Origin of the sequence: Mesorhizobium sp. M1A.T.Ca.IN.004.03.1.1, from assembly GCF_003997555.1 — a bacterium.
Lineage (GTDB): Bacteria > Pseudomonadota > Alphaproteobacteria > Rhizobiales > Rhizobiaceae > Mesorhizobium.
Genome location: NZ_RZTV01000001.1, coordinates 860072 through 884407, shown reverse-complemented (window position 1 = coordinate 884407; position 24336 = coordinate 860072). Strand labels below are relative to the sequence as shown.

General features: G+C 63.7%; 23 protein-coding genes. 12 read left to right on the top strand and 11 right to left on the bottom strand.

The window, feature by feature from the left end:
- Positions 1-46 precede the first annotated feature (46 nt).
- From EOD29_RS04240 to EOD29_RS04220, 5 genes are all read right to left on the bottom strand, one after another.
- Positions 47-463, bottom strand: a complete 417-nt coding sequence (locus tag EOD29_RS04240) for a DUF559 domain-containing protein (protein ID WP_127246148.1) — start codon at positions 461-463, stop codon at positions 47-49.
- A 102-nt stretch (positions 464-565) separates the two neighbouring features.
- Positions 566-2476, bottom strand: coding sequence for an ATP-binding protein (locus EOD29_RS04235; protein ID WP_127245991.1), 1911 nt, complete (start codon positions 2474-2476; stop codon positions 566-568).
- 24 nt (positions 2477-2500) lie between these two features.
- Positions 2501-3646: a hypothetical protein gene (locus tag EOD29_RS04230; protein WP_127215404.1), complete on the bottom strand. Its 1146-nt coding sequence runs from the start codon at positions 3644-3646 to the stop codon at positions 2501-2503.
- 34 nt (positions 3647-3680) lie between these two features.
- Complete coding sequence (locus tag EOD29_RS04225; protein WP_095801837.1) at positions 3681-4769, bottom strand: hypothetical protein; 1089 nt, start codon at positions 4767-4769, stop codon at positions 3681-3683.
- Between the two features lie 335 nt (positions 4770-5104).
- Positions 5105-5716 carry a thymidine kinase gene (locus EOD29_RS04220; RefSeq protein WP_066994253.1) on the bottom strand — a complete coding sequence of 204 codons (612 nt, stop codon included), beginning with the start codon at positions 5714-5716 and terminating at the stop codon, positions 5105-5107.
- Positions 5717-5803: 87 nt separating this feature from the next.
- On the opposite strand from EOD29_RS04220, the gene EOD29_RS37805 reads away from it, so the two are divergent.
- The 5 genes from EOD29_RS37805 to EOD29_RS04200 all read left to right on the top strand — a co-directional run bounded on the left by EOD29_RS37805 (position 5804) and on the right by EOD29_RS04200 (position 10184).
- Positions 5804-5926 carry a hypothetical protein gene (locus EOD29_RS37805; RefSeq protein WP_259979959.1) on the top strand — a complete coding sequence of 41 codons (123 nt, stop codon included), beginning with the start codon at positions 5804-5806 and terminating at the stop codon, positions 5924-5926.
- 23 nt (positions 5927-5949) lie between these two features.
- Positions 5950-6885, top strand: coding sequence for a choline ABC transporter substrate-binding protein (locus EOD29_RS04215; RefSeq protein WP_066994256.1), 936 nt, complete (start codon positions 5950-5952; stop codon positions 6883-6885).
- Positions 6886-7006: 121 nt separating this feature from the next.
- Positions 7007-7861, top strand: a complete 855-nt coding sequence (gene choW / locus EOD29_RS04210; RefSeq protein WP_066994259.1) for a choline ABC transporter permease subunit — start codon at positions 7007-7009, stop codon at positions 7859-7861.
- Positions 7858-9039 carry a choline ABC transporter ATP-binding protein gene (gene choV, locus EOD29_RS04205; RefSeq protein WP_095777280.1) on the top strand — a complete coding sequence of 394 codons (1182 nt, stop codon included), beginning with the start codon at positions 7858-7860 and terminating at the stop codon, positions 9037-9039. The genes choW and choV overlap by 4 nt, the downstream gene beginning before the upstream one ends.
- Positions 9040-9146: 107 nt before the next feature.
- The gene (locus tag EOD29_RS04200) at positions 9147-10184 is read left to right on the top strand and encodes an MBL fold metallo-hydrolase (RefSeq protein WP_127246147.1); all 1038 of its coding nucleotides are present in this window, start codon (positions 9147-9149) and stop codon (positions 10182-10184) included.
- A 150-nt stretch (positions 10185-10334) separates the two neighbouring features.
- On the opposite strand, the gene EOD29_RS04195 is transcribed toward EOD29_RS04200, so the two are convergent.
- On the bottom strand, positions 10335-12401 hold the full coding sequence (locus EOD29_RS04195; RefSeq protein WP_127245990.1) for a BTAD domain-containing putative transcriptional regulator: 2067 nt from the start codon (positions 12399-12401) through the stop codon (positions 10335-10337).
- A gap of 171 nt (positions 12402-12572) precedes the next feature.
- Here EOD29_RS04195 and EOD29_RS04190 point away from each other — a divergent pair, with 171 nt between their 5' ends.
- Both EOD29_RS04190 and EOD29_RS04185 read left to right on the top strand, forming a co-directional pair.
- On the top strand, positions 12573-13658 hold the full coding sequence (locus EOD29_RS04190) for a pyridoxal-phosphate dependent enzyme (protein ID WP_066994265.1): 1086 nt from the start codon (positions 12573-12575) through the stop codon (positions 13656-13658).
- Positions 13659-13736: 78 nt separating this feature from the next.
- The gene (locus tag EOD29_RS04185; protein WP_127245989.1) at positions 13737-15218 is read left to right on the top strand and encodes an aspartate aminotransferase family protein; all 1482 of its coding nucleotides are present in this window, start codon (positions 13737-13739) and stop codon (positions 15216-15218) included.
- A 20-nt stretch (positions 15219-15238) separates the two neighbouring features.
- Here EOD29_RS04185 and EOD29_RS04180 read toward each other — a convergent pair whose 3' ends face one another.
- Positions 15239-17251, bottom strand: coding sequence for a BTAD domain-containing putative transcriptional regulator (locus tag EOD29_RS04180; protein WP_127245988.1), 2013 nt, complete (start codon positions 17249-17251; stop codon positions 15239-15241).
- 160 nt (positions 17252-17411) lie between these two features.
- On the opposite strand from EOD29_RS04180, the gene EOD29_RS04175 reads away from it, so the two are divergent.
- Complete coding sequence (locus tag EOD29_RS04175) at positions 17412-17648, top strand: hypothetical protein (RefSeq protein WP_040996927.1); 237 nt, start codon at positions 17412-17414, stop codon at positions 17646-17648.
- A gap of 21 nt (positions 17649-17669) precedes the next feature.
- On the opposite strand, the gene EOD29_RS04170 is transcribed toward EOD29_RS04175, so the two are convergent.
- From EOD29_RS04170 to EOD29_RS04160, 3 genes are all read right to left on the bottom strand, one after another.
- Entirely contained in the window at positions 17670-18038 is a 369-nt protein-coding gene (locus tag EOD29_RS04170) for a YciI family protein (RefSeq protein WP_127245987.1), read from the bottom strand.
- 206 nt (positions 18039-18244) lie between these two features.
- A complete protein-coding gene (locus tag EOD29_RS04165; protein WP_127245986.1) occupies positions 18245-19654 on the bottom strand; it encodes an ATP-binding protein in 1410 nt (469 codons plus the stop codon).
- Entirely contained in the window at positions 19651-20367 is a 717-nt protein-coding gene (locus EOD29_RS04160) for a response regulator transcription factor (protein WP_066994281.1), read from the bottom strand. The genes EOD29_RS04165 and EOD29_RS04160 overlap by 4 nt, the downstream gene beginning before the upstream one ends.
- A gap of 237 nt (positions 20368-20604) precedes the next feature.
- Here EOD29_RS04160 and EOD29_RS04155 point away from each other — a divergent pair, with 237 nt between their 5' ends.
- The 4 genes from EOD29_RS04155 to clpS all read left to right on the top strand — a co-directional run bounded on the left by EOD29_RS04155 (position 20605) and on the right by clpS (position 22093).
- On the top strand, positions 20605-20907 hold the full coding sequence (locus EOD29_RS04155; protein WP_066994286.1) for a hypothetical protein: 303 nt from the start codon (positions 20605-20607) through the stop codon (positions 20905-20907).
- Positions 20908-20947: 40 nt separating this feature from the next.
- Positions 20948-21196, top strand: a complete 249-nt coding sequence (locus EOD29_RS04150; protein ID WP_066994288.1) for a hypothetical protein — start codon at positions 20948-20950, stop codon at positions 21194-21196.
- 144 nt (positions 21197-21340) lie between these two features.
- Positions 21341-21682, top strand: a complete 342-nt coding sequence (locus tag EOD29_RS04145; protein ID WP_245475213.1) for a hypothetical protein — start codon at positions 21341-21343, stop codon at positions 21680-21682.
- A gap of 105 nt (positions 21683-21787) precedes the next feature.
- Positions 21788-22093, top strand: a complete 306-nt coding sequence (gene clpS, locus EOD29_RS04140) for an ATP-dependent Clp protease adapter ClpS (RefSeq protein ID WP_040989718.1) — start codon at positions 21788-21790, stop codon at positions 22091-22093.
- Between the two features lie 153 nt (positions 22094-22246).
- Here the strand turns inward: clpS and EOD29_RS04135 are convergent, their stop codons facing one another.
- Positions 22247-24334, bottom strand: a complete 2088-nt coding sequence (locus EOD29_RS04135; RefSeq protein ID WP_127245985.1) for a hypothetical protein — start codon at positions 24332-24334, stop codon at positions 22247-22249.
- Positions 24335-24336 lie beyond the last annotated feature (2 nt).

Sequence of the window (24336 nt, the reverse complement as noted above, 5' to 3'; positions counted from 1 at the left end):
CCGTTCTTGACGGGGAGAGGGTAAGGGTGAGGGGCGGCGCCAACGATCAAAGATTTGTCTCCCCGTAGCCGCTGGCAGCAATAAATCGAAGCTCGTGCGTCTCGATCAGACGATCGAGACGGCATTCGATCGCAGCAAGTATGGTTTCGAGCACCTCATCCCGCTTCTTCAAGACATCGACATTCCAGAAGCGGAGAACGGACCGATTGTTTGAGACCAGGAAGCGATCCCTGATCTGGTCGTAGCTGTTGCCTGCATGCTGGCTGCCATCGTCCTCGACAACGAGCTGGCACTCCCTGCAGGCAAAATCAGCGAAATAATTGCCTATCGGAAACTGCCGCACAAACTTATGGCCATTCAATCGTCTGTCGCGCAGTTCCATCCAAAGAGCTGTTTCCGCGTCGTTATCCGACTGCCGGAGGCGTCTTGCCCGTTTCGTTGTAGCGACTTCTGGTCCACGCACGGCGCTGCCCCTCACCCTTACCCTCTCCCCGTGAAGGACGGGGAGAGGGAGGCGCCGACGTTGGCACCACATCCTTCCGCACTTGCGGGCAGCGAAGGAGGCCTACGCATTCCAAAGCCCCTTCTTCTTCAGCTCCTCCATCTCGCGCACGGCGCGTTCGCGCAGCCGCGCGTCGCGCAAAAGCTTCTCGACCGCCGCGTCGTCGGACTTGTCGGAGTAGCGGAATTCGGAATCGGCGTAGCGGTTGATCTCCTGCATGACCATGTCCATCGAGAACGGCCCGCGCAACTCCTCGATCATCGCCTTCTTGTCGTCGTAGCTCTTGTGCATGAAGGCTTCCGGCTTCTCGAACCAGTCGTCCGGCAGCTCGATATCCATGGCGCGCATCTTGATGGCGTCGGTCACATTCTTGATGGCGCGGCCGGTGAAGCGCGGCTCGGCATCCTTGATCATGTGCAGGTAGGTGCCGATATCGGCCATCGTCTTCGGCGCGCCGTTTTCCTTCATGTAGCGCTCATAGACCTTCATCAGCCCATCTTCCTGCGGCTTCTCGTGCTCCTCATAAGCGGCAGTCACCGCGCGCTGGATTTCCTGCGCGGCATAGAGCTCGTGCTCGCCCAGCGGGATCTTGTGGTTCTTGCCGGCGAGCAGCACGAAGATGTCGATGTAGTCGTCACGGCTCTGCGGGCCGTCGACCCGCCAGCGGGCGCCGGCGCGCTGGCGCAGCGCATCGTCGACATTTTCGGGGTAGTTGGAAAACATGCCGAAGGAGCAGTTGCCGCGCACCACGGTGGAAGCGCCAGCGAATGCGTCCATGAGGACGCCCGTGATCTCCTGCTGGCCGGCGGATGCGCGGTCATCGGAGCGGCGCGCCGCAACCTGGTCGATGTCGTCGATGGTGCCGAAACCGATGGCCCGCGGATTGAGCACATTGTTGATGAACTGCCGGCAGTTCTGGCCGGACTTGCCCTGGTAGGAAGAAATCTGGTCGACCCCGAAATTCTTGTAGACGAAGGGATAGCCGGCGACCTGACAGTAGTTGTTGACGAGGCCGGCGATCATCTGGATCAGCGTCGTCTTGCCGGTGCCTGGCGCGCCGTCGCCGATGAAGGTGAACAGAAAGCCGCCGAGCTCGACGAAGGGGTTCAGCTCGCGGTCGAAATCATAGGCCATCAGCATCTTGGCAAGCTTTACCGACTGGTATTTGGCAATGTGATTGCCGACGACCTCTTCCGGCTTCTTGAAGGTCATCACCAGCGGCTTCAAGCGCTTGCCGGGCGCGACGTCGAAACCGTCGAGGGTGAAGTCGTCGGCATCAATGCGGATATGCGCGTTCTCGAACGGACCGATGCCGTCGAAGCGCCCCTTGCGCGCGAGCAGCCCGTCGATGGCGACGCGGGCGAATGCGCGCGCCCTGGTCATCAGATCGGCATCGTCCTTGGAGCCGGCAATCGCCTTGTCGAGGCCTGCCACGATCGACTTCACCGCGTCCTGCGGCGTGTCGAACAGGAAGTCGGGTTCGGGACTGTCGTTCGGCGCCTCGCCGTCGCTATCGATCAGCTGGAACAGGTAGGAGGCGAAGCTGAAAGCCGAAACGTAGGCGGAGGCCGACAGCAGCTTCTTGAATGTCGCCGCCTCGTCGCCTTCGAGCGGGGCACGCGCGTTCTTGGCCTGCAGGCTTTCGAGATCGGATCCCTCGGCAAAGACATCCGATATGGCCAGCGCGATCGCCAGGCCGCGGCGGGCGCGGTAGAGAAGCATGTGCTGGGGGATGCTCATCAGCTGGTCGTCGGGATGGATCGCGGCGACCGTTTTCGACAGTTCGACCTCGCGCGTGCGGCGCACCGAACCGGCCGAGACGGTCGAGACGAAGCGCCGGTTGGTGCCGGCGAGCGCGGTGCCGGACTCGCGCGATGGATCCTCCAGCACGACGATGCGGGTGATGAAGCTCTGCGCGGTGGCGCGATGCTTTTCGATTGTCGATTCCGAGATCGTGGTCAGCCCGGTGTCCATTACGGATACTCCGCGATTCGACGGTCACACATCGCTGATGACCTGCCCTTTGGACAGGATGTGGACCTTGTAGCCGGAAAAGATCTTCTGCGCTTCGCCCGCGGCATAGAGCGCCTGATAGGCCTCGTGCGGGATCAGCGCGTGGTTCTCGTAGCTGGAGACGCCTTGGCGCGCCGCTTCGAGGTCGTCGGTGTTGATGAAGAATTCCTGCGTAGACTTTTCGCTGGAGAACAGCCCCTTGCGGCCGGGCTTCTCGGACTTGGAAAAGACTTCCTGGATGGTCCAAGTGAGCAGCCAGGCGTTCTCCGGCTTGCGCACCTTGGCCAGAACCTCGGTAACGGTCGAATTGTTCTCGGTGATCCCGGCCGAATAGAAGGGGCCGAGCACGACGCGCCGCAACTGCTTCGGGTGCAGCGGCTCGAAATCCTTGTCGAGATTGACCGCGATGGTCGCCGGCGACAGCGTGTAGGCGGAATTCTTCTCGGTGAAATCGTCGAAGCGGTGGGCAAGCTCGGGGTTGAGCAGGCCATCGACAGGAAGCGGAATGTCGATCTTCTCGTTCAGCTTGCCGTTCGCGTCGACGAGCTGTCGCACCATGCTCTCGGAGGAGTCCTCGACCGTCACCATATAGATCAGCGGCAGGTTGGCGCTGCCGTCGAACGAGGCCCAGTGGACGAGGTAGTAAGGCCGCATGGTCTTCGGATTGACCGAGACTTTGGCCGTCTGCGCCAGGGTGAACGGACCGAAGGTGGTCTCGCTCTTGACACCCTCCAGATAGAGCCGCTCGGCCATCGACCTTTGCAGCGCCACAGGCAATTCCTTGTGGCGCAGGATGAAGTCGGCCATCTCCTCGCGCAACTCGCCGGCCTGCGGAATGTTGGCCAACCGGCTATCTGCCTGTCGGCGGTCGTTCTCCAATTCGAGCAGATTCTGGAACACCGGATAGCCGCTGTCGGCGCGCGAAATGCGGAACGTATCCATGAAGCCCAGCCGGTTGCGCCAGCAGTCGAATGAGTTTTCCAGCCGGGCGATGTATTCGGCGACGATCTTGGCGACGATGCCGTGCCGGTAGAGCGGCGAGCGGTCGTCGCGCATGAACAGTTCGAGCCCGCTCAGCGCTGCGGTGATGGCGAAGAAGTAGCGCGCCGCCGCTTCATTTTCGGGGGTCATGGCACCGCCGTGTCGAAGAATGCCGTCACACCGCCTACTGCTGCACGTAGTTCGCCGAATTGTGCTTCTTCATCACCTCGTCGAAGCGGCGGGCGAAGGCGTCGTCGGCGAGTTTCTTGCGGCGCTGGATGTCGGCGGTGGCCACCATATTCTTCTCGTGCATCTCCAAGAGATCGCCGATGTGCTTCTGCGAAGCGGCGCCGATGCCGGCCATCGTCTCCTCGGCCGTGTTGTCGACCTGGCTGCCCAGCGTGTTGATCTTGTGGGCAACGTCCTGCTGGGCGGCCGTCTTCAGCGAGTCTTCCAGAGCTTTGTAGAGCACGATGCGCTGCTCGGTGTCGATTGTCAGCTTGTTGATCAGCGTCGACTGCGCGGCGATCTGGTTGTTGAGGGAATCGACAAACGTCTGAAACATCGAGGTGTAGCGCTCCAGCGTCTGGCTTTCGGCCAGCAGCTCCTGCTCCTTGGCCTGCTTCTCGTTGTACTCGGTCGCCATCTTCGAACGCTCGCCCTCGAGCTGGGTGCGTTCCTTCTGGCTGGTCGAGGCGGCGATCTTGTTCTCGATGTCGAGCAGCATCGGGTTGAGTTCCTCGATGCGTTTCTGCACCGCCTCGAGATTGGTCATGGTCGCCTTGCGGCGCTCGATCACCTGCGACAGGCTAGCTTCGGAGGTCTTGTAGCGCTGGTCGAGGATCTGCTTCTGGGCTTTCAGGATGCCGACGATGGTGTCCGATTTCGCCAGCAGCTCCTGCAAATTGCCGGCGAGCGACATGTTGCGCACGCGGTCGGTGCGCATGCGCTGCTTGCGCTGCTCGGAGAAGACGCCGACCAGATTTTCCCAGCCGGTATAGCTCTTCATGCTCTCGAATTCGGCGCCGAAGACATTGGTGGCGTCCTCCAGCCCGATGATCAGGTCGGCGATATTGCCTTCCATGACCTTCTGCTGTTTCAGCACGTCCTCGATGCGGGCGTTCTCGAGGTCGAAATTGGCATCGCCGATCTTCCTGTCGGCCTGCGCCAGCGTGTCGAGCACGGTTCCGGACTGCTCGATCTTGGTGCGCATGTCCTCGACGACCTGCTTGGTCTTGGCAATTTCGGCATCGAAATTCTGCAACGTCGCCATAGGGGCCTCCCGCTTCGGCATCCGGTTTCGTGTCGCACGTCGCCGAATATATGTGGGGGCTCAAGGGATTGAAAGAAGGAAGACAGGGAGACGTGGCAAAACAAAAGAATTGGCCAGGTCCTTGAAAGATAAGGCAAGCATGCTCCTGGCGGAGTAATGCGCGCCGCCTTCAGGCAGCTTTAGCTGGTATGCCTTAAGCTCTTGTTTTTGCGAACAAGCTGCGGCGCTGGGAAATGTGCAAAATCTCTTGTGGCGGATCGTGGCAATCAAGCCGGCCATCAGCCGGCCGATGGCAGCGATTGCCCAACTTAGTCGGAAGTCGCGAGGCTCCCGTCTCAGTTGCGGGCAAAGCCGATGAAGTCGTCGGGCGCAGCCCTGCCCATTTCCTCTTCCCAGTGCCGGCGGCAGAGCGAGACATAGACGTCCTTGCCGATCGCCACCTGCTCGCCTTGCTTTGCCACCTTGCCGTCGGGACCGAGGCGAACGACCATCGTCGCCTTGCGGCCGCAGCGGCAGATGGTGCGCACTTCGCGCAGATCGTCGGCGATGGCGAGCAGCGCGCGCGAGCCGGAAAACAACTTGCCTTGGAAATCGGTGCGCAGGCCGTAGCACATGACCGGGATGTTCAGCCGGTCGGCGATGCGGGCCAACTGCCAGACCTGCTCCTCCTCGAGGAACTGCGCCTCGTCGACGAATATGCAATGCACGGTGGTGTGCTCATGATGCTCGGCGACGCGGGCGTAGAGATCGTCGCCGTCGCGGAACATCTCGGCCTCGGTCTCGAGACCGATGCGCGACGAGATCAGTCCCTTGTCGCCGTTGCGATAATGGCCGGCGACGAACAGCATCGTCGTCATGCCGCGTTCGCGATAGTTGTAGGATGCCTGCAGGAGCATCGTCGTCTTGCCGGCATTCATCGTTGCGTAGTTGAAGTAGAGCTTGGCCATATGAGTGTTTAAGCTCAATTGCCGCGGGGCGGGGAAGGGGCCGCGGGCTCCTTCCACCAAAAAAGCGGGCCCGCCGGAAAGCGCGGCATGTCGCTGAATGGCAAGCGCGCGCCGTTGATCGCGGTGTGGAACCGCTTGAAACCGCATCAAAATGGTGTTTGGCTGGCGAAACAAGGCGGGCGCAAGAACCGTGACTTCGCGCCGCTTTAAAAAACCGCAATGGGAGAAAGTTCATGTCGCGTATGAAATCCTTCGTCGCCGGCCTCGGGCTGGCGGCGCTTCTGTCCACGACCGCGGCCTATGCCGGCGATCCGGCGAGCTGCAAGGCCGTGCGACTGTCCGATGTCGGCTGGACCGATATCCAGGCAACCACCGGGGTGGCTTCGGTGCTGCTCACCGCGCTCGGCTACGAGCCGCAGGTGATCCAGCTTTCGGTGCCGGTGACTTATGCGTCGCTGAAGAACAAGGACCTCGACGTCTTTCTCGGCAACTGGATGCCGTCGATGACCAATGACATCAAGGACTATACCGCCGACGGCTCGGTCGAGACGGTAAGCACCAACCTGACCGGCGCCGGCTACGGCATCGTCGTGCCGACCTATGTCGCCGATGCGGGCGTCAAGACACTGACCGATCTCGGCAAGTTCAAGGACAAGTTCAACGGCAAGATCTACGGCATCGAGGCCGGCAATGACGGCAACCGCATCATCCTCGACATGATCAAGAACCCGAAGGACAATCTCGAAGGCTTCGAGCTGGTCGAGTCCTCGGAAGCCGGCATGCTGACGCAGGCCGAGCAGTCGATGAAGAACAATGAGTGGATCGCCTTCCTCGGCTGGACGCCGCATCCGGTGATGGGCGCCATGAAGATCACCTATCTCGACGGGATGGGCGACAGCGGTTTCGGCGCCGCCACCGTCTATACGAACACGCGCAAGGGCTACACCACCGAGTGCCCGAATGCCGGCAAGTTCATCTCCAACCTGAAATTCAATCTCGACATGGAAGGCGAGATGATGGACGCGATCCTGAAAGGCGGCGATGCCCAGACGGTCGCCACCGACTGGCTGAAGAAGCATCCGGACGCGATCGCGCCCTGGATCGCCGGCGTGACCACCTTCGACGGCGGCGATGCGGCTGCGGCCATCAAGACCGCGCTCGGGAGCTGAGCCGGCTTTGAGTCCGGCATGATCTCCGGAAAGGGGCAGCCGCTGGAAAAGGCTGCCCTTTTTCATATGCTGTGAGAAGGTGACCGCTCGGCAAGGGCGGCAAGGATCAAAGAGGGGAAAGATGGATCCGATCTCGAAATTTCTGGTCGCCTACAAGATTCCCATAGGTCCATGGGGCAAGGCCTTCTTCGGCTTCCTCACCGAGAATTTCGATACCGTCTTCAGGGCCTTTTCGAACGGCCTGAACTTCATCCTCGACGGGGCGGTGGACCTCCTGCTGATGCTGCCGCCGGTTCTGCTGGCGCTGGTCGTCGCCGTCATCGCCTGGTTCCTGCAACGCTCGCGGCCGCTCGCCATCGGCGTCTTCATCGGCCTCATCTTCATCATTAACCAGAACCTCTGGAAGCAGACGGTGCAGACACTGGTGCTGGTGGTGGCCGCCGCCGCCATGGCAATGGCGATCGGCGTGCCGCTCGGCATCTGGGCGGCGCACAAGCCGAAGGTCTACCGCGTGATGCTGCCGGTGCTTGACCTGATGCAGACGCTGCCGACCTTCGTCTACCTGATCCCGGTGCTGACGCTGTTCGGGCTGGGCAACGCGCCCGGCCTCATCGTCACCATCATCTTCGTCATCCCGACGGCGGTGCGTCTCACCCATCTCGGCATCGTCTCGGTGCCCAAGGCGATCATCGAGGCGGGCGAGTCCTTCGGCGCCACCAAGAACCAGCTTCTGTGGAAGGTCGAATTGCCCTCGGCGCTGCCCACGATCATGGCGGGGCTGACCCAGTCGATCATGCTGTCGCTGTCGATGGTGGTGTTCGCGGCGCTGATCGGCGCCGGCGGTCTCGGCACCGAAATCAACCGCGCGCTGGGCTCCCGCAAGATCGACCTCGGGCTTGAAGCAGGCCTTGCCATCGTCGTGCTCGCCATCGTGCTCGATCGCATGACCCGCATCGGCGTTGGAGGCAAGAAATGACCGTCGCCGTCGATTTCAAGAATGTCGATATCGTCTTCGGTGCCGATCAGGCGCAATCCCTCGCGCTGATCGACCAGGGCGCAACCCGCGCCGAAATCCTCGAAAAGACCGGCAACGTGCTGGGCTGCGCCGGCGCCAACCTCACCGTGCATGAGGGCGAGATCTCGGTGCTGATGGGCCTTTCCGGCTCCGGCAAGTCGACGCTGCTGAGAGCCGTCAACCGGTTGAACGTGGTGTCGCGCGGCCAAGTGCTGGTCAATGACGGCGACCGCACGGTCGACGTCGTCACCTGCGATGAGCCGACGCTGAGACGTCTGCGGCAGAAGCAGGTGGCGATGGTGTTCCAACAGTTCGGCCTGCTGCCGTGGCGCACGGTCGAGGAGAATGTCGGCTTCGGTCTGGAGCTCGCCGGCGTGCCGGAGGCCGAGCGCAAGGCACGGGTGCAGAAGCAGCTCCAGCTGGTCCATCTCGACCAGTGGTCGAAGAAATACGCGCATGAACTTTCGGGCGGCATGCAGCAGCGCGTCGGCCTCGCCCGCGCCTTCGCCACCGAGGCGCCGATCCTGTTGATGGACGAGCCGTTCTCGGCCCTCGATCCGCTGATCCGCACCAAGCTGCAGGACGAGCTCCTGCAGCTCCAGGCGGCGCTGAAGAAGACCATCATCTTCGTCAGCCACGACCTCGAGGAGGCGCTGAAGATCGGCAGCCACATCACCATCATGGAAGGCGGGCGCATCGTCCAGACCGGCGCGCCGGAAGACATCGTGCTCAGGCCGGCCAACGACTATGTCCGCGACTTCATCGCCAATGTGAATCCGCTCTCGGTGCTCACCGCCTGGAACGTGATGCGCGACCGCCGCGATCTCGAGCAGGGCGAGAATGGCTGGGTCTGGCTCGACCGGCGCAAGACGACGCGCTTCAAGATCGACGAGCATGGCCTGGTGGCGGCGGCCGAACGCGACGGCAAGCCGGCGGTGTGGGTATCCTGCGCCGAGGTCGAGAGGCAGCCGGAGGAGGGTGCGCAGGTGTTCTGGGCCAATCCCGGCACGTCGCTGAAGACGGTGATGCTCGCCATGCACCGCTCGCAGACGGCACCGGTGGCGCTGTTCGACGAAGGCTCGCGCTTCGTCGGCGCGATCGGCATCCGCGACGTGCTGAGCGCGGTGCTCAGGCGGTAGGAGCTCGGCCTTAACTCAAGCATGAAGTGTTCGCTGGCGGGCACCTCATGCTTGATCTAGACTTGGTCGGCAGCCGGGGTGGGCCGCTCGCGCATGGGGCCGATAAAATGATCTTCCGTCAGCTTTTCGATTCCGTTTCGGGCACTTATTCCTATCTCCTCGCCAGCCGCCGCGGCGGCGAGGCACTGATCATCGATCCGGTGCTGGAGAAGGTCGAACGCTACCTGCAACTGGTCAACGAGCTCGACCTCAGACTGGTCAAAGCGGTCGACACACATCTTCATGCCGACCACATCACCGGGCTCGGCGCGTTGCGCGACAGGACGCATTGCGTCACCGTGATGGGTGAGCAGACCAAGGCCGACGTCGTGTCGATGCGGCTTGCCGACGGCGACAAGCTTGCCATCGAGGGGCTGGCGCTGGACGTCGTCTATACGCCCGGCCACACCGACGATTCCTACAGCTTCGTCCTGCCGGACCGCGTCTTCACCGGCGACACGCTGCTCATTCGCGGCACCGGCCGCACCGACTTCCAGAACGGCGATCCGCGCCAGCAATATGACTCGATCTTCGGCCGCCTGCTCAAGCTTCCCGACGAGACGCTGATCTTTCCGGCACACGACTACAAGGGCGAGACCGTGTCGACGATCGGCGAGGAAAAGGCCTTCAATCCGCGCCTGCAGGTGAAGTCGGTGGACGAGTACGTGAATATCATGAACAACCTGAAGCTGTCCAATCCGAAGATGATGGATGTGGCCGTGCCGGCCAACATGCGGGTGGGGCTGCATCAGGACGACATCGCCAGCCGCGGCTGGGCAGTGACCGCCGAACAGGCGCTGGCGCTGGTCGGTCGGCCCGACGTGGCGCTGATCGATCTGCGCGAGCAATCCGAACGGGATCGCCACGGCGTCATCCCCGGCGCGATCCATCTGCCCTATGCGCGGCTGCAGGAGAATATCGCCGCCGGCGGCATGCTGCACGAGCTGGCGAAATCGACAGCCAAGCAGATCCTGTTCTATTGCGCCTTCGGCGAGCGCTCGGCGATGGCCGTGCAGGCGGCGCAGGATCGCGGAATATCGAGCGCCCGCCACATCCAGGGCGGCATCGATGCGTGGCGCAAGGCCAGCGGTCCGCTGATGCACTGAGACCTGTTGATATTCAGGTGATGCCGACCTGCAAACGCGCGTTTGCTGGTGCTCATGGACTTCAAGTACGCTCCGCTCCGGCTCTCGGAACCCGCCATTCTCGGCTCGGCCTGACCTCAATCGCAACACGCCTTTGGATGTGCCAGAAAATCAATTCAATCCGATCAGCTTCGCGCCTCTGCGGAACAGGGCTTCGCCGTCCCGGTCGAAGCGGAAGGTGGCGATGAAATCGTCCGCCCGATAGTCGGGCCACGTGGTGCGGATCGCGGCGGCGAAGTTTCGTGCCTCGTCCTGGCGGCCGGCCAGCGCCAAGCAATGCGCGGCGATCGCCAGGATGATGACATGCGCGTTGGGCCTGGCCGCAGCTTTCAGCGCCCATTCGGCGGCTTCATCGTATTCGCCCAGCCGCGCATGGGCCATGGCCCGCGCGCCCATCATGCCGAACAGCAATGGGTCAAAGGGGCTGAGATGGCGCGAGTGATCGGAGGAGCCGATCGCCGATTGCGGATCGCCCGACTGCGAATGGACAAAGGACAGGGCATAGTGGCCGAGCGCGAAGTTCGGGCTGAGGTCGACGGCCTTTGCCAACTCGAGCAGCGAGCCGTCCTGCTCGCCGCGCAGCCACAAGGCGCGGCCCATCGCCCAGTGCGCGGCCGGATTGCGGTCATCGACCAGGAGGCTGTGACCGGCAGTTGCGAAAGCCAGCGACGCCTCACGGTCGCGATCGCCCCAACGCTGAAAGGCATTCTGCCAATGCGTGAAGGAGAGGCCTGCATAGGCTCGGGCGAAGGTCGGGTCGAGCTTCAGGGCGTCATTGAAGAACTGCTGCGCCAGTTCGTTTTCCTGGCGGGTGAAGCGGTACATGTGCCAGAGCCCGCGATGATAGGCTTCCCACGCATTCAGCGAATTCGGCGCCTTAAGCATTGCCCGGTTTCGCTCGACGGTCGCGATCTCGGCGGCGATCGAAGAGACGATGCTGTTGCCGATGTCGTCTATCACCGTGAAGATCTCGTCCGGCCTGTGCTCGAAGGTCTCGGCCCACACAATCCTCGCGGTGCGGACCTCGACGAGCTCGACCGAGACGATCACCCTGCCCGAAAGGCTGCGGACCGAGCCTGTCGCCACATAGTCGACATTCAGCCGGCGCCCGGCGTCCTCCGGCGCGATGTCCTTCTCGGCCAGCGCGAAAACCGATCCGCGGGCAATGACGAAGAAATCGCGAAGCTTGGCGAGCCGCGTTATGATGTCGTGGGTCAAGCCATCGGCAAGCCCGCCACGGAAATTGACGGCGCTTTCCGCGAACGGCATCACCGCCAACGAGGCCCGGCGCACCGATGCGGGTTCGGATTCGACGGCAACGATCGGTGCTTGCGGGGCCGGAAGAGCTAGCCCGGATCGCGCGCATGACGTTGCGCTGGAATGGCGTGCCTTGATCTCATGCCATGCTTCCCGCAAGGGAGCGACATCCAGCTCCTCGGAGCGGAAGAGTTCCGCCGCGGTCGCGATATGCTCCTCACCGGCGCCGATCTGTCCCCGCCGCGCAAGGTTTTCCAGCAGCGCCACATGGGCGCGGCCATCGAAGGGCGCGAGTTCCAGCCATCTGTCCAGATAGGCGCCCGCTTCATCGGCTCCCTGGGGGAGCAGGCCGATGATGTGCTCCAGAACGGCGACGTGGCACGAGCTGAAACGGCGGCGTTGCGCGGTCAGCCAGCTGGTGAAATGCGGGCTCCGATCGAGCTCCAGCCCGTCAAGGAAATCGCCGGCGAAGAGCTGCGCAAGCGCCCGAAGACGCCCGAGGCTGAGCGTCTCGATCCCTTCGGCGACCGCTGCGGCGGCTTCGACGGCATCGACGTTCGTATCGGCAAGACGAAGCGCCACGGTGTCGCCCTCGGTCTCGACCCTCTGCCGGCCCGGTTGGTTAAGCGCGCCGCGAAGCTTGCTCAGGCACCAGCGAAGCTCGCCGCGCGGATCGTTCGGCACGTCCCACAGAAGCTCGCAAAGCCGGCTGCGGCTGACGGGATGTGGCGCGAGCGCCAGATAGGCCAGCAGCGCGCGCAACTTGCGCGAAGAAGGCAATTTAACCGGCTCGCCGCCACGCGCGATCGTCAGTTGCCCAAGCAGTCGCAAGGACAGGCCGGCGGCAGTGTCGTTCGGGCTCGATCGGCTGGATTCCACGTATGTTCCCACGCCTTCTCCAACGCTCACCAGTTGGTCCATGTTCTATCACCAAAGACGACAGGAAGCATCCGGCAGCCCAATTCCATGCCGGAATGCCGCCGTTGCCGCATTCGCGGCAGGTCAAGCAACCTAACGCGGCAAGGTGTCGAAACCGCGCCGCCCAAGCCGCCGGTCTGTAACCGGCGCGTGAGATCGCGAGGAGAAAAGCCCATGTTGCAGAAGTTGAAAATCAGGACCACTGCCGGTCGCGGCCGGCTGTTCGACAGCATTCTCGACACCGTCGGCGACACGCCGGTCATCCGTATCAACAATCTCGGCCCCGGCCACGCGACCATCTATGTGAAGGCCGAGTTCTTCAATCCGGCGGCCTCGGTGAAGGATCGGCTGGCGCTCAACATCATCGAGGAAGGCGAGCGTAGCGGCAAGCTGAAGCCGGGCCAGACCGTCGTCGAGGCGACCAGCGGCAACACCGGTATCGGCCTTGCCATGGTCTGCGCGCAGAAGGGCTACCCGCTGGTGGTGACGATGGCCGACAGCTTCTCGATCGAGCGCCGCAAGCTGATGCGCATGCTTGGCGCCAAGGTGGTGCTGACGCCGCGCGCCCAGAAGGGTTTCGGGATGTACAAGAAGGCGGTGGAACTCGCCGACGCCAACGGCTGGTTCCTGGCGCGCCAGTTCGAGACGGAAGCCAATGCCGCCATCCACGAGGCGACCACGGCGCGCGAGATCATCAACGATTTCGCAGGGTCGCGCCTCGACGTGCTGGTCACCGGCTACGGCACCGGCGGGACCGTGGCCGGCGTCGGCCGGGTGCTGCGCCGCGAGCGGCCGGATGTCCGCATCGTGCTTGCCGAACCGGCGAACGCGCAGCTTATCGGCAGCGGCAAGCCGCAGGAGCGTGGCCAGGGCGGTGCGCCGTCCGCCAGCCATCCGGCCTTCGAGCCGCATCCGATCCAGGGCTGGACGCCGGACTTCATCCCCAACGTGCTGCAGGAGGCGATCGATAAGCGCTACTATGACGATGTGGTGCCGATCGCCGGCCCGGAGGGCATTAAATGGGCCAAGGCTCTGGCGCAGCAGGAAGGCATCTTCACCGGCATTTCAGGCGGCGCCACCTTCGCCGTCGCGCGCCAGATCGCGGGCACCGCTCCGGCGGGCTCGGTGATCTTGTGCATGCTGCCCGACACCGGCGAGCGCTACATGTCGACCCCGCTCTTCGACGGCATCGAGGCTGAGATGGATGCCGAGGAGACGGCACTGTCGCGCTCCACACCAGGCTGCCAGTTCGACGCCTGAGGACAAATCGCGGCGCTGCCGTCCACTCGGATGGCGGCGCCGCGCGACGATCCAGGAATGATGGCGGGGGAGCAGCGAATGGACACTTTGCAGGAAGCAGCGGTGATGGATGAGACGCTCGACCCGCCAGACTGGGCCGAGATGCAGGCCCTGTCGCATCGGATCGTCGAGGATGCCGTCGCTTATCTCAAGGATGTCCGGGACCGTCCGGTGTGGCGCCAAATGCCGGTCGAGGTTCGCGCCTTCTTCTCGGAGCCGCTGCCGCGCTCGCCGGCACCGATAGCCGAGGTCTATGGCGATGTCGGCCGCAACGTCATGGCCTATCCGATGGGCAATATCCATCCGCGCTTCTGGTCCTGGTATATGGGCTCGAGCAATTTCACGGGCGCGCTCGGCGATTTTCTGGCGGCGATCCAGGGCTCGAACCTCGGCGGCGGCAATCACGCCGCCGGGCTGATGGACAGCCAGGTGGTCGACTGGTGCAAGGAGATGGTGGGCTTCCCGGCTTCGGCCAGCGGCACGCTTGTCAGCGGCGGCTCGATGGCCAACCTCATCGGTTTGACCGTGGCGCGCAATGCCAAAGCAGGCGTCGACGTGCGCGAAAGGGGTGTCGGGGCGATCCCAAAACCGTTGCGCTTCTACGCCTCGGACCAGGTCCATTCCTGCCACCGCAAGGCCATGGAAGCGCTCGGCCTCGGCAACCGGGCGCTGCGGCGGGTCTCGACCGACGCCGATCTGCGCATCGATGTCGATGCGCTCAAGACCGCCATCGCGGAAGACCGCGCGGCAGGTTTCAAGCCGGCTTGCATCATCGGCACCGCAGGAACCGTCAACACGGGCGCGATCGACGACTTGCGGGCGCTGGCCGTGTTGGCGGCAGAGGAAGACCTCTGGTTTCATGTCGATGGCTGCATCGGCGCCCTGATCGCCATCGCGCCTGAAAACAGATCGCTCGTCGCCGGCATTGAACGCGCCCATTCCGTCGCGCTCGACCCGCACAAATGGCTGCACGCGCCATTCGAAGCGGGCTGTGCGCTGGTTCGCGACGCCGTCGCCCACCGCAACGCCTTCGCCGTAACGCCGGAATATCTGGAATCGACGCCGCGTGGCCTCGCCTCAGGGCAATGGCTGCACGACTATGGCCTGCAGACATCGCGCGGTTTTCGCGCGCTCAAGATCTGGATGTCGCTCAAGGAGCATGGCATCGAGAAATTCGGGCGGCTGATCGACCAGAACATCGCCCAGGCCGGCTATCTGACCGAGCTGATCCGGGCCGAGCCGGCGCTCGAGCTGACGGCGCCGACCACCATCAACATCGTCTGCTTCCGCCATCGCCTGGACGGCGCCTCCGAGGAACGGCTCAAGGCGTTCAACACCGAAATCATGCTCAGGCTGCAGGAAGAAGGCATTGCAGCCGTGTCCGACACCACGGTGCACGGGCAGCACTGCCTGCGGGTCGCGATCACCAACCACCGCACCCGCCGCGACGACCTCGATCTCCTGCTGCGTGAGACGCTTCGCATCGGAGCGGAAATCAAGGCCGCGGCGCTACCAGACTGACGAGAGAGCGCCAAGACATGTCATTCCGGGAGGCCGGCCAGCCGTAGCGCCTCGACATATTTGGCGAAATATTCTGGCCTGATCTGCCCTACCCGATGCTTGAGGTTGGAAAGCTTCAGTTGCGGGTCGAGCTCCAGCGAGCGCGCGATGTGCCTGCTCGCGGCATCCAGCCTGCCGGCCATGGCGTTGCTGGCGGCCGCCACACGCAGGCCGGTGAGATAATAGGGCTGCGCGCGCGACGCCGCCTCGGCGAGCGGCCAGGCGGCGTCGTAGCGGCCGGCCACGAAGTGAGCGAAGGCAGTGAAGGTCTGCATGAAGAAGGTCAGCGGATCGAGCGGGCTCAGCCGCCTTGCCCGCGACATGTGCTCGATTGCCATGTCCGGGTCGTCATGGCAGGCCTTGAGGCAGCCGCTGGCGCTCCAGGCGGCTGCGCAGTTCGGGTTGAGCACGAGCGCGCGGTCGGCCAGTGCCGATCCGGCCTCGTAATCGCCGGTGACATAACCCAGCGCCAGGCCGCTGAAAGCCAGCGCCACCGCATCGTCCTTGCCGGCGATAGCCACGTCGCCGACCAGCCTGGATACCTCGGCTGTTTCCTTCTGCCGGTCGATCATCCAGCCATTCGCCATGCGCCAGAAATAGCACCAGGCGGCAGCGCCTTCCGCGGCGGCAAAATCGGGGTCGAGCTGGATGGCCCTGTAGAACTGTGGCAACGCCTCCTCCAGCCCTTCTCTCGTCCAGCGGTAAAGGCTCGCCATGCCGCGCAGATAGTGGTCATAGGCGTCGAGGCTCTCGGTGGGCTTGCGCTTGGCGCGCGCCATCTCGGCCTGTTCGAGTCTGGGTGAAATTGCGCCGATGACACTGGAGGCAACGAGGTCCTGCAGTTCGAACACTTCCGAGACATCGCCTTCGAAGCGGTCGGCCCAGAGATTTACTCCCGCCGACGCCTCGATAAGCTGACCTGCCACCCGAAGCCGGCTGCCGGCCTTGCGGACACTGCCCTCCAGCACATAGCGCACCCCGAGCTCGCGTGCCACGCGGGTGACGTCAACCGCCTGGCCCTTGTAGGCGAAGGCGGAATTCCGCGCGATCACGAACAGCCAGCTGACATGCGACAGCGCCGTCGTGATCTCCTCGACAACGCCGTCAGTGAAATATTCCTGCTCGGCGTCGCCGCTCATGTTCTGGAACGGCAGGACCGCGATCGACGGCTTTTCCGGCACCGAAACGACAGGGCGAGGCGCCTTCGCTTCCAGGCGGGAAAGTTCGGCCTCGGGCTGGCCATAGTCGGCTATCGAACCCTTCAGCTCCATTGGCGCCTCGATGCGTTCGATCAGCGCCCGCGTCGCTTCCTCAGGCTCGACACCGAGCTCGCGCTTGAGCGCTTCCTTACAGGCCAGGAACTGGCGAAAGGCGTCGTTGGTGCGGCCGTGGCGGCGGAAGACGCGGATCAGGGCGCGGTGGGCCTGCTCGGCGCATGGGTCGGACGTCACTAGCCGCTCAGCCAGTCTTTCGCAGGCCTGCTCCTCGCGTTCACCGAGTTCCGGCAGGAGGCTCAGCCGTTCGGCCAGGTCCAACGCCTTGCGGGTGTAGTTCGCCCGAAGCGGCGCAAGCCATTCGTCGATTTCGCCGGGGGATGGCAGTCCGTCGAGCAGGTCACCCCGGTACAGGTCGGCAGCTGCCGCGAGGCTCGCGCCGTCATCGGCCTGGCAGTTCCGGTCGAAAATCCAGATGTCGGCCTCGTTGTCATTCGCCACCACCCAGATGGTGTCGGCATTGCCTTCGATGCGAATGGCCTCGTTGCCGGTGGACGGAAACAGCCGCCTGATGTCGACCAGGGCCTGGCGCAGGCTGTTTCGCGCCTGCTGCTCGCCGCTGCCGGTCCACAGCATCGCCGCCACCTTCTCGCGGCGAAGCCCTTTCGGGCCGGCCAGAACCAGCGCGGCAAAGAGCAGCGACGTCTTGCGCGTCGCGAAGTGCAGAGGTTGCCCGCCTGCGGAGACAACCTCGATGCCGCCAAGCAATCGAATGTACATCCGGGGCCCCGTGAAACAGCGTTAAGCAGAATACCATGTCCCGCCGCCGACTTAACGACGATTTTGCGGGCTTTTTCCTGCGGTTTCACGCCTGGACGAACGTTGCCAAAGCGCGCCGATGAGACACTGCCCTCGTGAGTTCGAACGAGGGAGAATGACAATGACCTACATCAATATCAGAACCTGCCAGCCGAGCACCCGAGTTGCCGGCACGCTCGCCGCCAAGATCGCGTTAATCTTCGCCGGGTTCCAGCGCCGGTATCAGGACGCCATGCAGCGCAGGGCTTTGGCCGGTCTGTCCATTTCGGAGCTGAAGGATTTCGGCTATCCGGCCGATGAAGCCCCCGCGGATGCTGCGGCGCGCAGCCGCACCGCCGGGCGCCGCCCGCTGCGGTGAATCCGTCGCTACTCCCGGAATTCAGGCCAGCGGCGCGCCCGGCAGATAAAGCGCAATCGGCCGGATCTCGTAGACGGCGGTGGGATTGACGCGCCTGAGATCGCGCGCCACCGCTATCGCCTCGTCCTGGTTGGCGCAATCCAGCACATAGAGGCCCAGCAACTGCTCCTTGGTCTCGGCAAAGGGGCCGTCGATCACCATGCCGTCGCCCGGACCGCGCAGCGTGACGGCTTTCGCCGTCTCCCCCAGCCTTGCCGCCGGGCCCAGCTTGCCGGCGCGGGTCAGCCTGTCGTTGATCTCGAGCAGGTCTTTCATGACGGCTGCATCCTCGTCGGGCGTCCAGGACTCGACGGTCTCTTCGACGTGATAGGCAAGGATTGCGTAGAACATGGTTCGGTTCCTCGTGCGGGGATCCGAAAATCAGAATCGATTTTTGCGTCGCTGACCTTCGGTTCGGTAAGGGTCATGCACCAAATTGAAGTGCTACAGCATCCCGCGTCCTGGAGAACGCACGGCGCTTTAGGGCGGGCTGCACTATCACAAGGATGGCGCGGCTGATCCAGTCCTCTGGAGCAGCCGGGAAAGCGCTTGCTGACTCAAGCTGCCAGCGGCAGGCGCAGCTCCGTCAGCAGGCCGCCGCCGGGATGGTTGGAAAGGCTGATCTCGCCGCCGGCGCCGCGGGCGATGTTGCGGGCGATGGTCAGGCCGAGGCCGAGCCCGCCGGTCTCGCGGTTGCGCGACTGTTCGAGGCGCACGAAGGAACCGAACACCTGATCCAGCTTTACCTGCGGAATGCCCGGCCCTTCATCGCGGATGCTGAGCGTGATTGTATCGCCAGAGCGCTGCACGCCGATATGCGCCTTCTTGCCATAGGTGACGGCGTTCTGGACTAGATTGGTGATGCAGCGGCGCAGCGCCACCGGCCGCGCGATGCAGACCAGGCCGCGCGACGGCGTGGCGTCCTCGTCGAACGAAGCGTCCTCGAACATGTCGGCGACCGCCTCCACCAGCGACCAGAAGTCGATCCGCTCGGCCTTTTCCTCGGTGACCTCGAATTTGGCGAAGTCGATCACCGAGCTTGCGATGCTCTCGATGTCGGCAAGGTCATGCGCCAGCGCTTCACGGGCCGGCGATTTGCGCAGCAGCTCGAGACGCAATCGCATCCTGGTCAGCGGCGTGCGCAAATCATGCGCCAGTGCCGCCGCCAGGTGCTCGCGGTCCTCGACATAGTCGCGCAGGCGCATCTGCATGGCGTTGACCGCCTTTGCCGCGGCGCGGATCTCGCGGCTGCCGGTCTCGGCGATGGGCGGGCTTTTGAGGTCTTTGCCGATGCGGTTCACCGCGGTCTCCATCATGCGATAGGGTGCGGTCAGCCGGCGCAGCGACCAGATCGACATCACGATGATCAGTCCCGCTATCAGCGAATAGAGCGGTAGGCTGTCCCAACTCAGGATCGGCCCAGCCGGCGTGATCGGCTCGGTGAAGTTCAGCCACTGGCCGTCGGAAAAGCGCAGCGATGCCGTCAGCTTGTCGCTCTGGGCGAAATCCGCGGCCAGCACCAGCAGATCGCGCTCGACCTGGCCGACATCCTTGTTCATCACCTGGCCGTCTGGGACATCGGCTTCCTGCGTTGCCGGATCGCGCCGCACACGCGCGTCGGTGATGCCGAACTTGGACAGGCGGCCGACCAGGATGTCCTCCAACTCGGCTAGCTGGTCATCGCCGGCGATCGAGGAAGTGACGGCGGGGCTGTCCGAAACGGTCAATGCGTAGGTGGCATTGAATAGACCGGACGCGGTCGTCTTGCGTTCTTCAGGCGTGGCGTCATGCATAAGCTGCACCAGCGAATAGGCGCGGTCGTTCAGCCGGTAGAGATCAACCACATCGTTGGCGGCGGCGCGGTCGCGCGCCACGATATAAAGCGTCGCGACCTGGCTGATCATCAGGCCGGCAATAACGATGAGCAGAACCCAGACAGGCAGGGTTTGCGGCAGCAAGCGTCTCATTCGGAGGTCGTTTCGGGCAGAAACTGATAGCCACCGCTGCGAACAGTCAAGATCAGTTTCGGCGTCTTGGGATCGTCCTCCATCTTGCGGCGCAGGCGGCTGACCAGGATGTCGACGCTGCGATCGAAGCTGTAACCGGTGTCGCCGCCGGACAACTCGATGAGCTGCTCGCGGGTGAGAACGCGTTGCGCGCTCTTGACGAAGGTCTGCAGCAGGTTGAACTCCGCCATCGTCAGTTCCACCCGCACGTCGTCGGGCGCCGTCAGCCGGCGGCGCGAGCAATCCATGGTCCAGCCGGCAAAGCGGTAGATCTGCTTGGCTGTGGGCCGGCGCGGCTCGGCCGTGCCGTTGCGCCTCAGCACCGCTCGGATGCGGGCGAGCAATTCGCGCGGATCGAAGGGTTTCGGCACATAGTCATCAGCCCCCATCTCGAGCCCGACGACGCGATCCGTCGTCTCGGTCACCGCGGTCAGCATGATGATCGGTGTCGTGTGATTGGCGCGGATCTCGCGGCACAGTTCCAGCCCGCTTTTACCGGGAAGCATCACATCGAGCACGATCAGGTCGACCTGCGCCCGGCGCAGGATCGACTCCATCTCGGTGCCGTCGGCGGCCACTGTCGTGCGCAGCCCCCGCTTCTGGAAAAACTCCTGAAGCAGGTCGCGTATGCCCTTGTCGTCATCGACGATCAGTATGTGCGAGTCGGATTTCACGAGAACCCCGCGATTTGTGTAGCCAAGCTGCCCTTCTGTGATCACCCACACGATAGAATTCGGGCCACATCTTGGCCAGTGGCGGCGACGTGGGACGGAATGGCTTCCCCAGAAACAATTCAGAAACAAAATTCTACACTCGGGAAAAACTCGTGAAAAATTTCAAGGGCATAACTGGTGCCGTGGCGGTCAGGTCATCGGCTGCGACGCAAGTTTCCGGAGTAACGGGCAAGACCGATGCAGAGGTTCTGGATCAGCGTGATGGGTGCTTTGCTTAGCATGTCGCTCATCACAGCCGCAGTCGGGGCCTCCAACGCAAAGGTAACGCCGCTGACCCGGACCGAGCGCTGCACCAATCTCAACCGTCAAGTTGACGAAGCCCTCGAAACCCATGCCGCGGCAACGCAGGTCACCGCGGCGAAGGCACTTCAAAGAAAGGGAAACCGGTTCTGCGCTGCCAAGAAACAGGCGCAGGGCATCCGGATGCTCGCAAACGCTTTGAAGCTGCTTGGAGTGACACCGATCGACCCGGTTCAGTGACGCTCAACTCCTCGACCCGCATGAAAAAGGAAATGAAGCCATGACAAAGTCCCTCCTCTCCGCCCTCGGCCTCGCTGTTGCTCTCGCTTTCTCGATGCCGGCTGTCAGCAACGCCGCCGCCACGACGACCGCCGCTCCGGCCGCCTCGACCACGACCACGGCTCCGGCCGCTGACGCTACGGCGAAGACCGCTCCGAAGAAGGTCGCCGCCAAGAAGGCCTGCAAGGTGACCAAGACCCACAAGTGCCCGGTCAAGAAGGCCCCGAAGAAGGACGCGAAGAAGTCCTAATCCAGGCTTCGATCCTGATCTTTCAAGACCGCTCCGGCCGAAACCGGCCGGGGCGGCTTCCAGCGGCCGAATCCTGACACCGGCAGCTTGCGCCGCGCCACTTCCTTAACCCGATCGCAATGCCGGTGCCGTAGGACAATCCGCATGAAGAAGCGGCTTTCGTCCATGATGCGCTCGCTGGCTCTCGGCGGCTTGGTTGCCACCGCGGCAGCAAGAGCGCTGATCATCTTGACAGCCAGCCCAGTGCCGGATCCCGCCAGCGGCAGGACCGAGCCGGAACTTTTCGCACCGGCCATCTCATCGAGCTTCGACTACATCACGCCGGCACAGAGCTGGATCCTGATCGCGCTGACGGGCGCGACTCTGATCGGCTTCGCCGCCTGGGTGATTGGCGCCTTCATGGAGCGCGGTTCCAACATGGACGACGGTGCGTCGCACGATCGGTCGGCAGGGGCGTTGAAGCGCAAACAACGCTATCCCACATAAGCCTTCGTCGTCCCTCGATTCTCCGCCCTCCAGCGGACAAATGGACAAATGCTTCCCTGCCTGAGGGAGTGCAAGCCAGACCCAGTTTCCAGCTGGTGAATTCCAATGCCTGAGACCGTCCTCAAACCGCGTACCAAGACGCAGCCGAAGACCGAGCGGCCGAAGCTCTACAAGGTCATCCTGGTCAATGACGACTTCACGCCGCGGGAGTTCGTGGTGACGGTGCTTAAAGGCGAGTTCAAGCTCAGCGAGGATCAGGCGCATCGCGTGATGATCACCGCGCATACGCGCGGCGTCTGCGTGGTCGCCGTCTTCACGCGCGACGTTGCCGAGACCAAGGCCGCGCGAGCAACCGACGCCGGTAAGGCCAAGGGCTATCCGCTGCTGTTCACGACCGAGCCGGAAGAGTAGGGCGGCTCTGCCTCGCCCGTGTCCTGGAGAGGGAAAGCGAGGCCGCCGGCCGAGCAGGGTGAGGGTGGGGGCAAGCGCCGTATTGATTGTTGCGCGCCGCCCCTCATCCGCCCTTTCGGGCACCTTTCCCCGGAAGGGGAGAAGGAAAAGGCTCTACCTTCCTTCTCGATACCACATCGAGCCGATGGCCAGGAGCAGCAAGCCGAGGCCGAGGAAGCCGCCGAACAGCGGCACGCGCGAGACGGCCTTCAGCGTGCTGTCGTCGGTGGTGCGCAGCCCGATCCAATCGTTCCCCGATGCCGCCCCCGAGGAGCGGACCGGTACGATCGAAGGCAATGCCACACCGCCGGCAAGATCGCCAAGCATGGAGGATGGCGCGAGCCGGCGCACGCTGCCGCCGGTCGCCTCGGCCGGCGCCTTCAGCCTGTCCTCGGTGGAAACGACATCGGCGAATTCAGGCGCATTGATCGGGCCGACATGGGCAAGCGCGGTGAGGTCGCCGTTGCCGACCTGATAGAGGCCGATCTCGCTGGTCTGCAGGCTGCCCGTGAAAATCCCTGGTTCGGCTTTTTCCAGCTTGACCGTCATCGTCTTGCCGGAAGGCGTGATCACCTGGGCGGGGCCGGGATCGTCGCTCATCGTCTGGCGGCGGATTTCCAGCACCATGCCGCGGCCGTCGGCGGTCAGCCGTTCTTCTTCAAGTTCGGGTTCCTTCATCAGCCAATGGGCGATGCGCCGATAGAGCTGGACATGCGGTCCACCGCCTTCGAAGCCGCGCGCCCACAGCCAGCCCTGATCGGAAAGCAGCATGCCGACCCGGCCTTCGCCCTTGCGGTCGAGCACAAGCAGGGGGCGGTCGTCGGCCCCTTTCATCACCACCGCGCCCTCGGGATTCTTGACGCCGATGGTGCGGAACCAGCGGCTCCAGCGGGGCGGATCGGCGGCGGAGCCGTCGAGCCCGCGCGTGACTGGGTGGCGCTGGCCGAGATCGGTGAGACGCGGATAGAAGGCCTTATCGACGACCTCGCCGCTCGGCATCGCGGGCAGGGCCGACATCAGCGGCGTTCGGGCGATGGAGCTTTCGCCGGCATATTCGGGGCCGGCGGCAATCAGCAGCGCGCCACCCTTTTCGACATATTCGGAGATGTAGTCGTAATACAGGATCGGCAGCACGTCGCGGTGCTGATAGCGGTCGAAGATGATCAGATCGAAGTCCTTGATCTTCTCGACGAACAGCTCGCGCGTCGGGAAGGCGATCAGCGACAGCTCGTTGATCGGCGTGCCGTCCTGCTTTTCCGGCGGTCGCAGAATGGTGAAGTGGACGAGGTCGACCGAAGCGTCGGATTTCAACAGGTTGCGCCAGGTGCGCTCGCCGGCATGCGGCTCGCCGGAGACCAAAAGCACGCGCAGATGATCGCGAATGCCGTCGACCAGCGCGATGGCGCGGTTGTTGGTGTCGGTCAACTCGCCCGGCTCGTGGTCGATCGAAAGCTGGACGACGTTGCGGCCCGCGTTGGGAATGGTGACTTCAAGCTTCATCGGCTGACCGATGGTCGCATGCTCGACAGAGACCTGCTCGCCATTGACCGAGACCCGCACGTCGACCGGGCCGCCCTGACCTTCGGTGGAAAGCACCCGATAGCTCATGTCGAGCGGCTTGCCGACGAGGCCAAAGCGCGGCGCGTTCTCGAAGCGGATGCGGCGGTCCTTCTCGTGCTCGTTGCCCGTGATCAGCGCATGGAGCGGCGCGTTGAATTCCGGAGCGCCGGCCGGCGCGTCATGCACCTCGCCATCGGTGATCATGATGGCGCCGCCGATGCGCGAGGGCGGCACATCGCGGAAAGCGCTTTCCAGCGCGCCGAACAGCCTGGTTTCCGTGCGCTCATCGGCGGCCTCGGATTTGCCGGCCTCGACGACGCGGACGTCGAATTGCTTGAAGCGGCCGAGGCGCTGCTGAAGGCCCGTCAGCGTTTCGTCGGTCTGCTTGGTGCGGTCGCCGATGTCCTGGCTCTGGCTGCGATCGACGATGACCGCGACGACGCTCTTCAATGCCTCGCGTTCCTCATCGAGGAAAACGGGATTGAGCAGTGCCGCGCCCAGCGCCAGCAGGGCGATGAAGCGCAGGACAGAGCCGCGCTGACGGAACCACAGGCCAGCCAGCGCGAGCAGCGCGAGCGGCACGATGACGACCCAGAACAGCGGCCAGGAAACGAGCGGCTCGAAGGAGATCGACCAGTTCATGA

Bases quoted from the DNA above. Each gene is read 5' to 3' on its own strand.
- EOD29_RS04155 (WP_066994286.1), top strand. From the start codon at position 20,605: ATGCAGAGGTTCTGGATCAGCGTGATGGGTGCTTTGCTTAGCATGTCG.
- EOD29_RS04220 (WP_066994253.1), bottom strand. From the start codon at position 5,716: ATGGCCAAGCTCTACTTCAACTACGCAACGATGAATGCCGGCAAGACG.
- choV (WP_095777280.1), top strand. From the start codon at position 7,858: ATGACCGTCGCCGTCGATTTCAAGAATGTCGATATCGTCTTCGGTGCC.
- clpS (WP_040989718.1), top strand. From the start codon at position 21,788: ATGCCTGAGACCGTCCTCAAACCGCGTACCAAGACGCAGCCGAAGACC.
- EOD29_RS04200 (WP_127246147.1), top strand. From the start codon at position 9,147: ATGATCTTCCGTCAGCTTTTCGATTCCGTTTCGGGCACTTATTCCTAT.
- EOD29_RS04135 (WP_127245985.1), bottom strand. From the start codon at position 24,334: ATGAACTGGTCGATCTCCTTCGAGCCGCTCGTTTCCTGGCCGCTGTTC.
- EOD29_RS04170 (WP_127245987.1), bottom strand. From the start codon at position 18,038: ATGTTCTACGCAATCCTTGCCTATCACGTCGAAGAGACCGTCGAGTCC.
- EOD29_RS04195 (WP_127245990.1), bottom strand. From the start codon at position 12,401: ATGGACCAACTGGTGAGCGTTGGAGAAGGCGTGGGAACATACGTGGAA.
- EOD29_RS04175 (WP_040996927.1), top strand. From the start codon at position 17,412: ATGACCTACATCAATATCAGAACCTGCCAGCCGAGCACCCGAGTTGCC.
- EOD29_RS04235 (WP_127245991.1), bottom strand. From the start codon at position 2,476: ATGGACACCGGGCTGACCACGATCTCGGAATCGACAATCGAAAAGCAT.
- EOD29_RS37805 (WP_259979959.1), top strand. From the start codon at position 5,804: ATGTCGCTGAATGGCAAGCGCGCGCCGTTGATCGCGGTGTGGAACCGC.
- EOD29_RS04230 (WP_127215404.1), bottom strand. From the start codon at position 3,646: ATGACCCCCGAAAATGAAGCGGCGGCGCGCTACTTCTTCGCCATCACC.
- EOD29_RS04150 (WP_066994288.1), top strand. From the start codon at position 20,948: ATGACAAAGTCCCTCCTCTCCGCCCTCGGCCTCGCTGTTGCTCTCGCT.
- choW (WP_066994259.1), top strand. From the start codon at position 7,007: ATGGATCCGATCTCGAAATTTCTGGTCGCCTACAAGATTCCCATAGGT.
- EOD29_RS04190 (WP_066994265.1), top strand. From the start codon at position 12,573: ATGTTGCAGAAGTTGAAAATCAGGACCACTGCCGGTCGCGGCCGGCTG.
- EOD29_RS04185 (WP_127245989.1), top strand. From the start codon at position 13,737: ATGGACACTTTGCAGGAAGCAGCGGTGATGGATGAGACGCTCGACCCG.
- EOD29_RS04165 (WP_127245986.1), bottom strand. From the start codon at position 19,654: ATGAGACGCTTGCTGCCGCAAACCCTGCCTGTCTGGGTTCTGCTCATC.
- EOD29_RS04180 (WP_127245988.1), bottom strand. From the start codon at position 17,251: ATGTACATTCGATTGCTTGGCGGCATCGAGGTTGTCTCCGCAGGCGGG.
- EOD29_RS04215 (WP_066994256.1), top strand. From the start codon at position 5,950: ATGTCGCGTATGAAATCCTTCGTCGCCGGCCTCGGGCTGGCGGCGCTT.
- EOD29_RS04145 (WP_245475213.1), top strand. From the start codon at position 21,341: ATGAAGAAGCGGCTTTCGTCCATGATGCGCTCGCTGGCTCTCGGCGGC.
- EOD29_RS04225 (WP_095801837.1), bottom strand. From the start codon at position 4,769: ATGGCGACGTTGCAGAATTTCGATGCCGAAATTGCCAAGACCAAGCAG.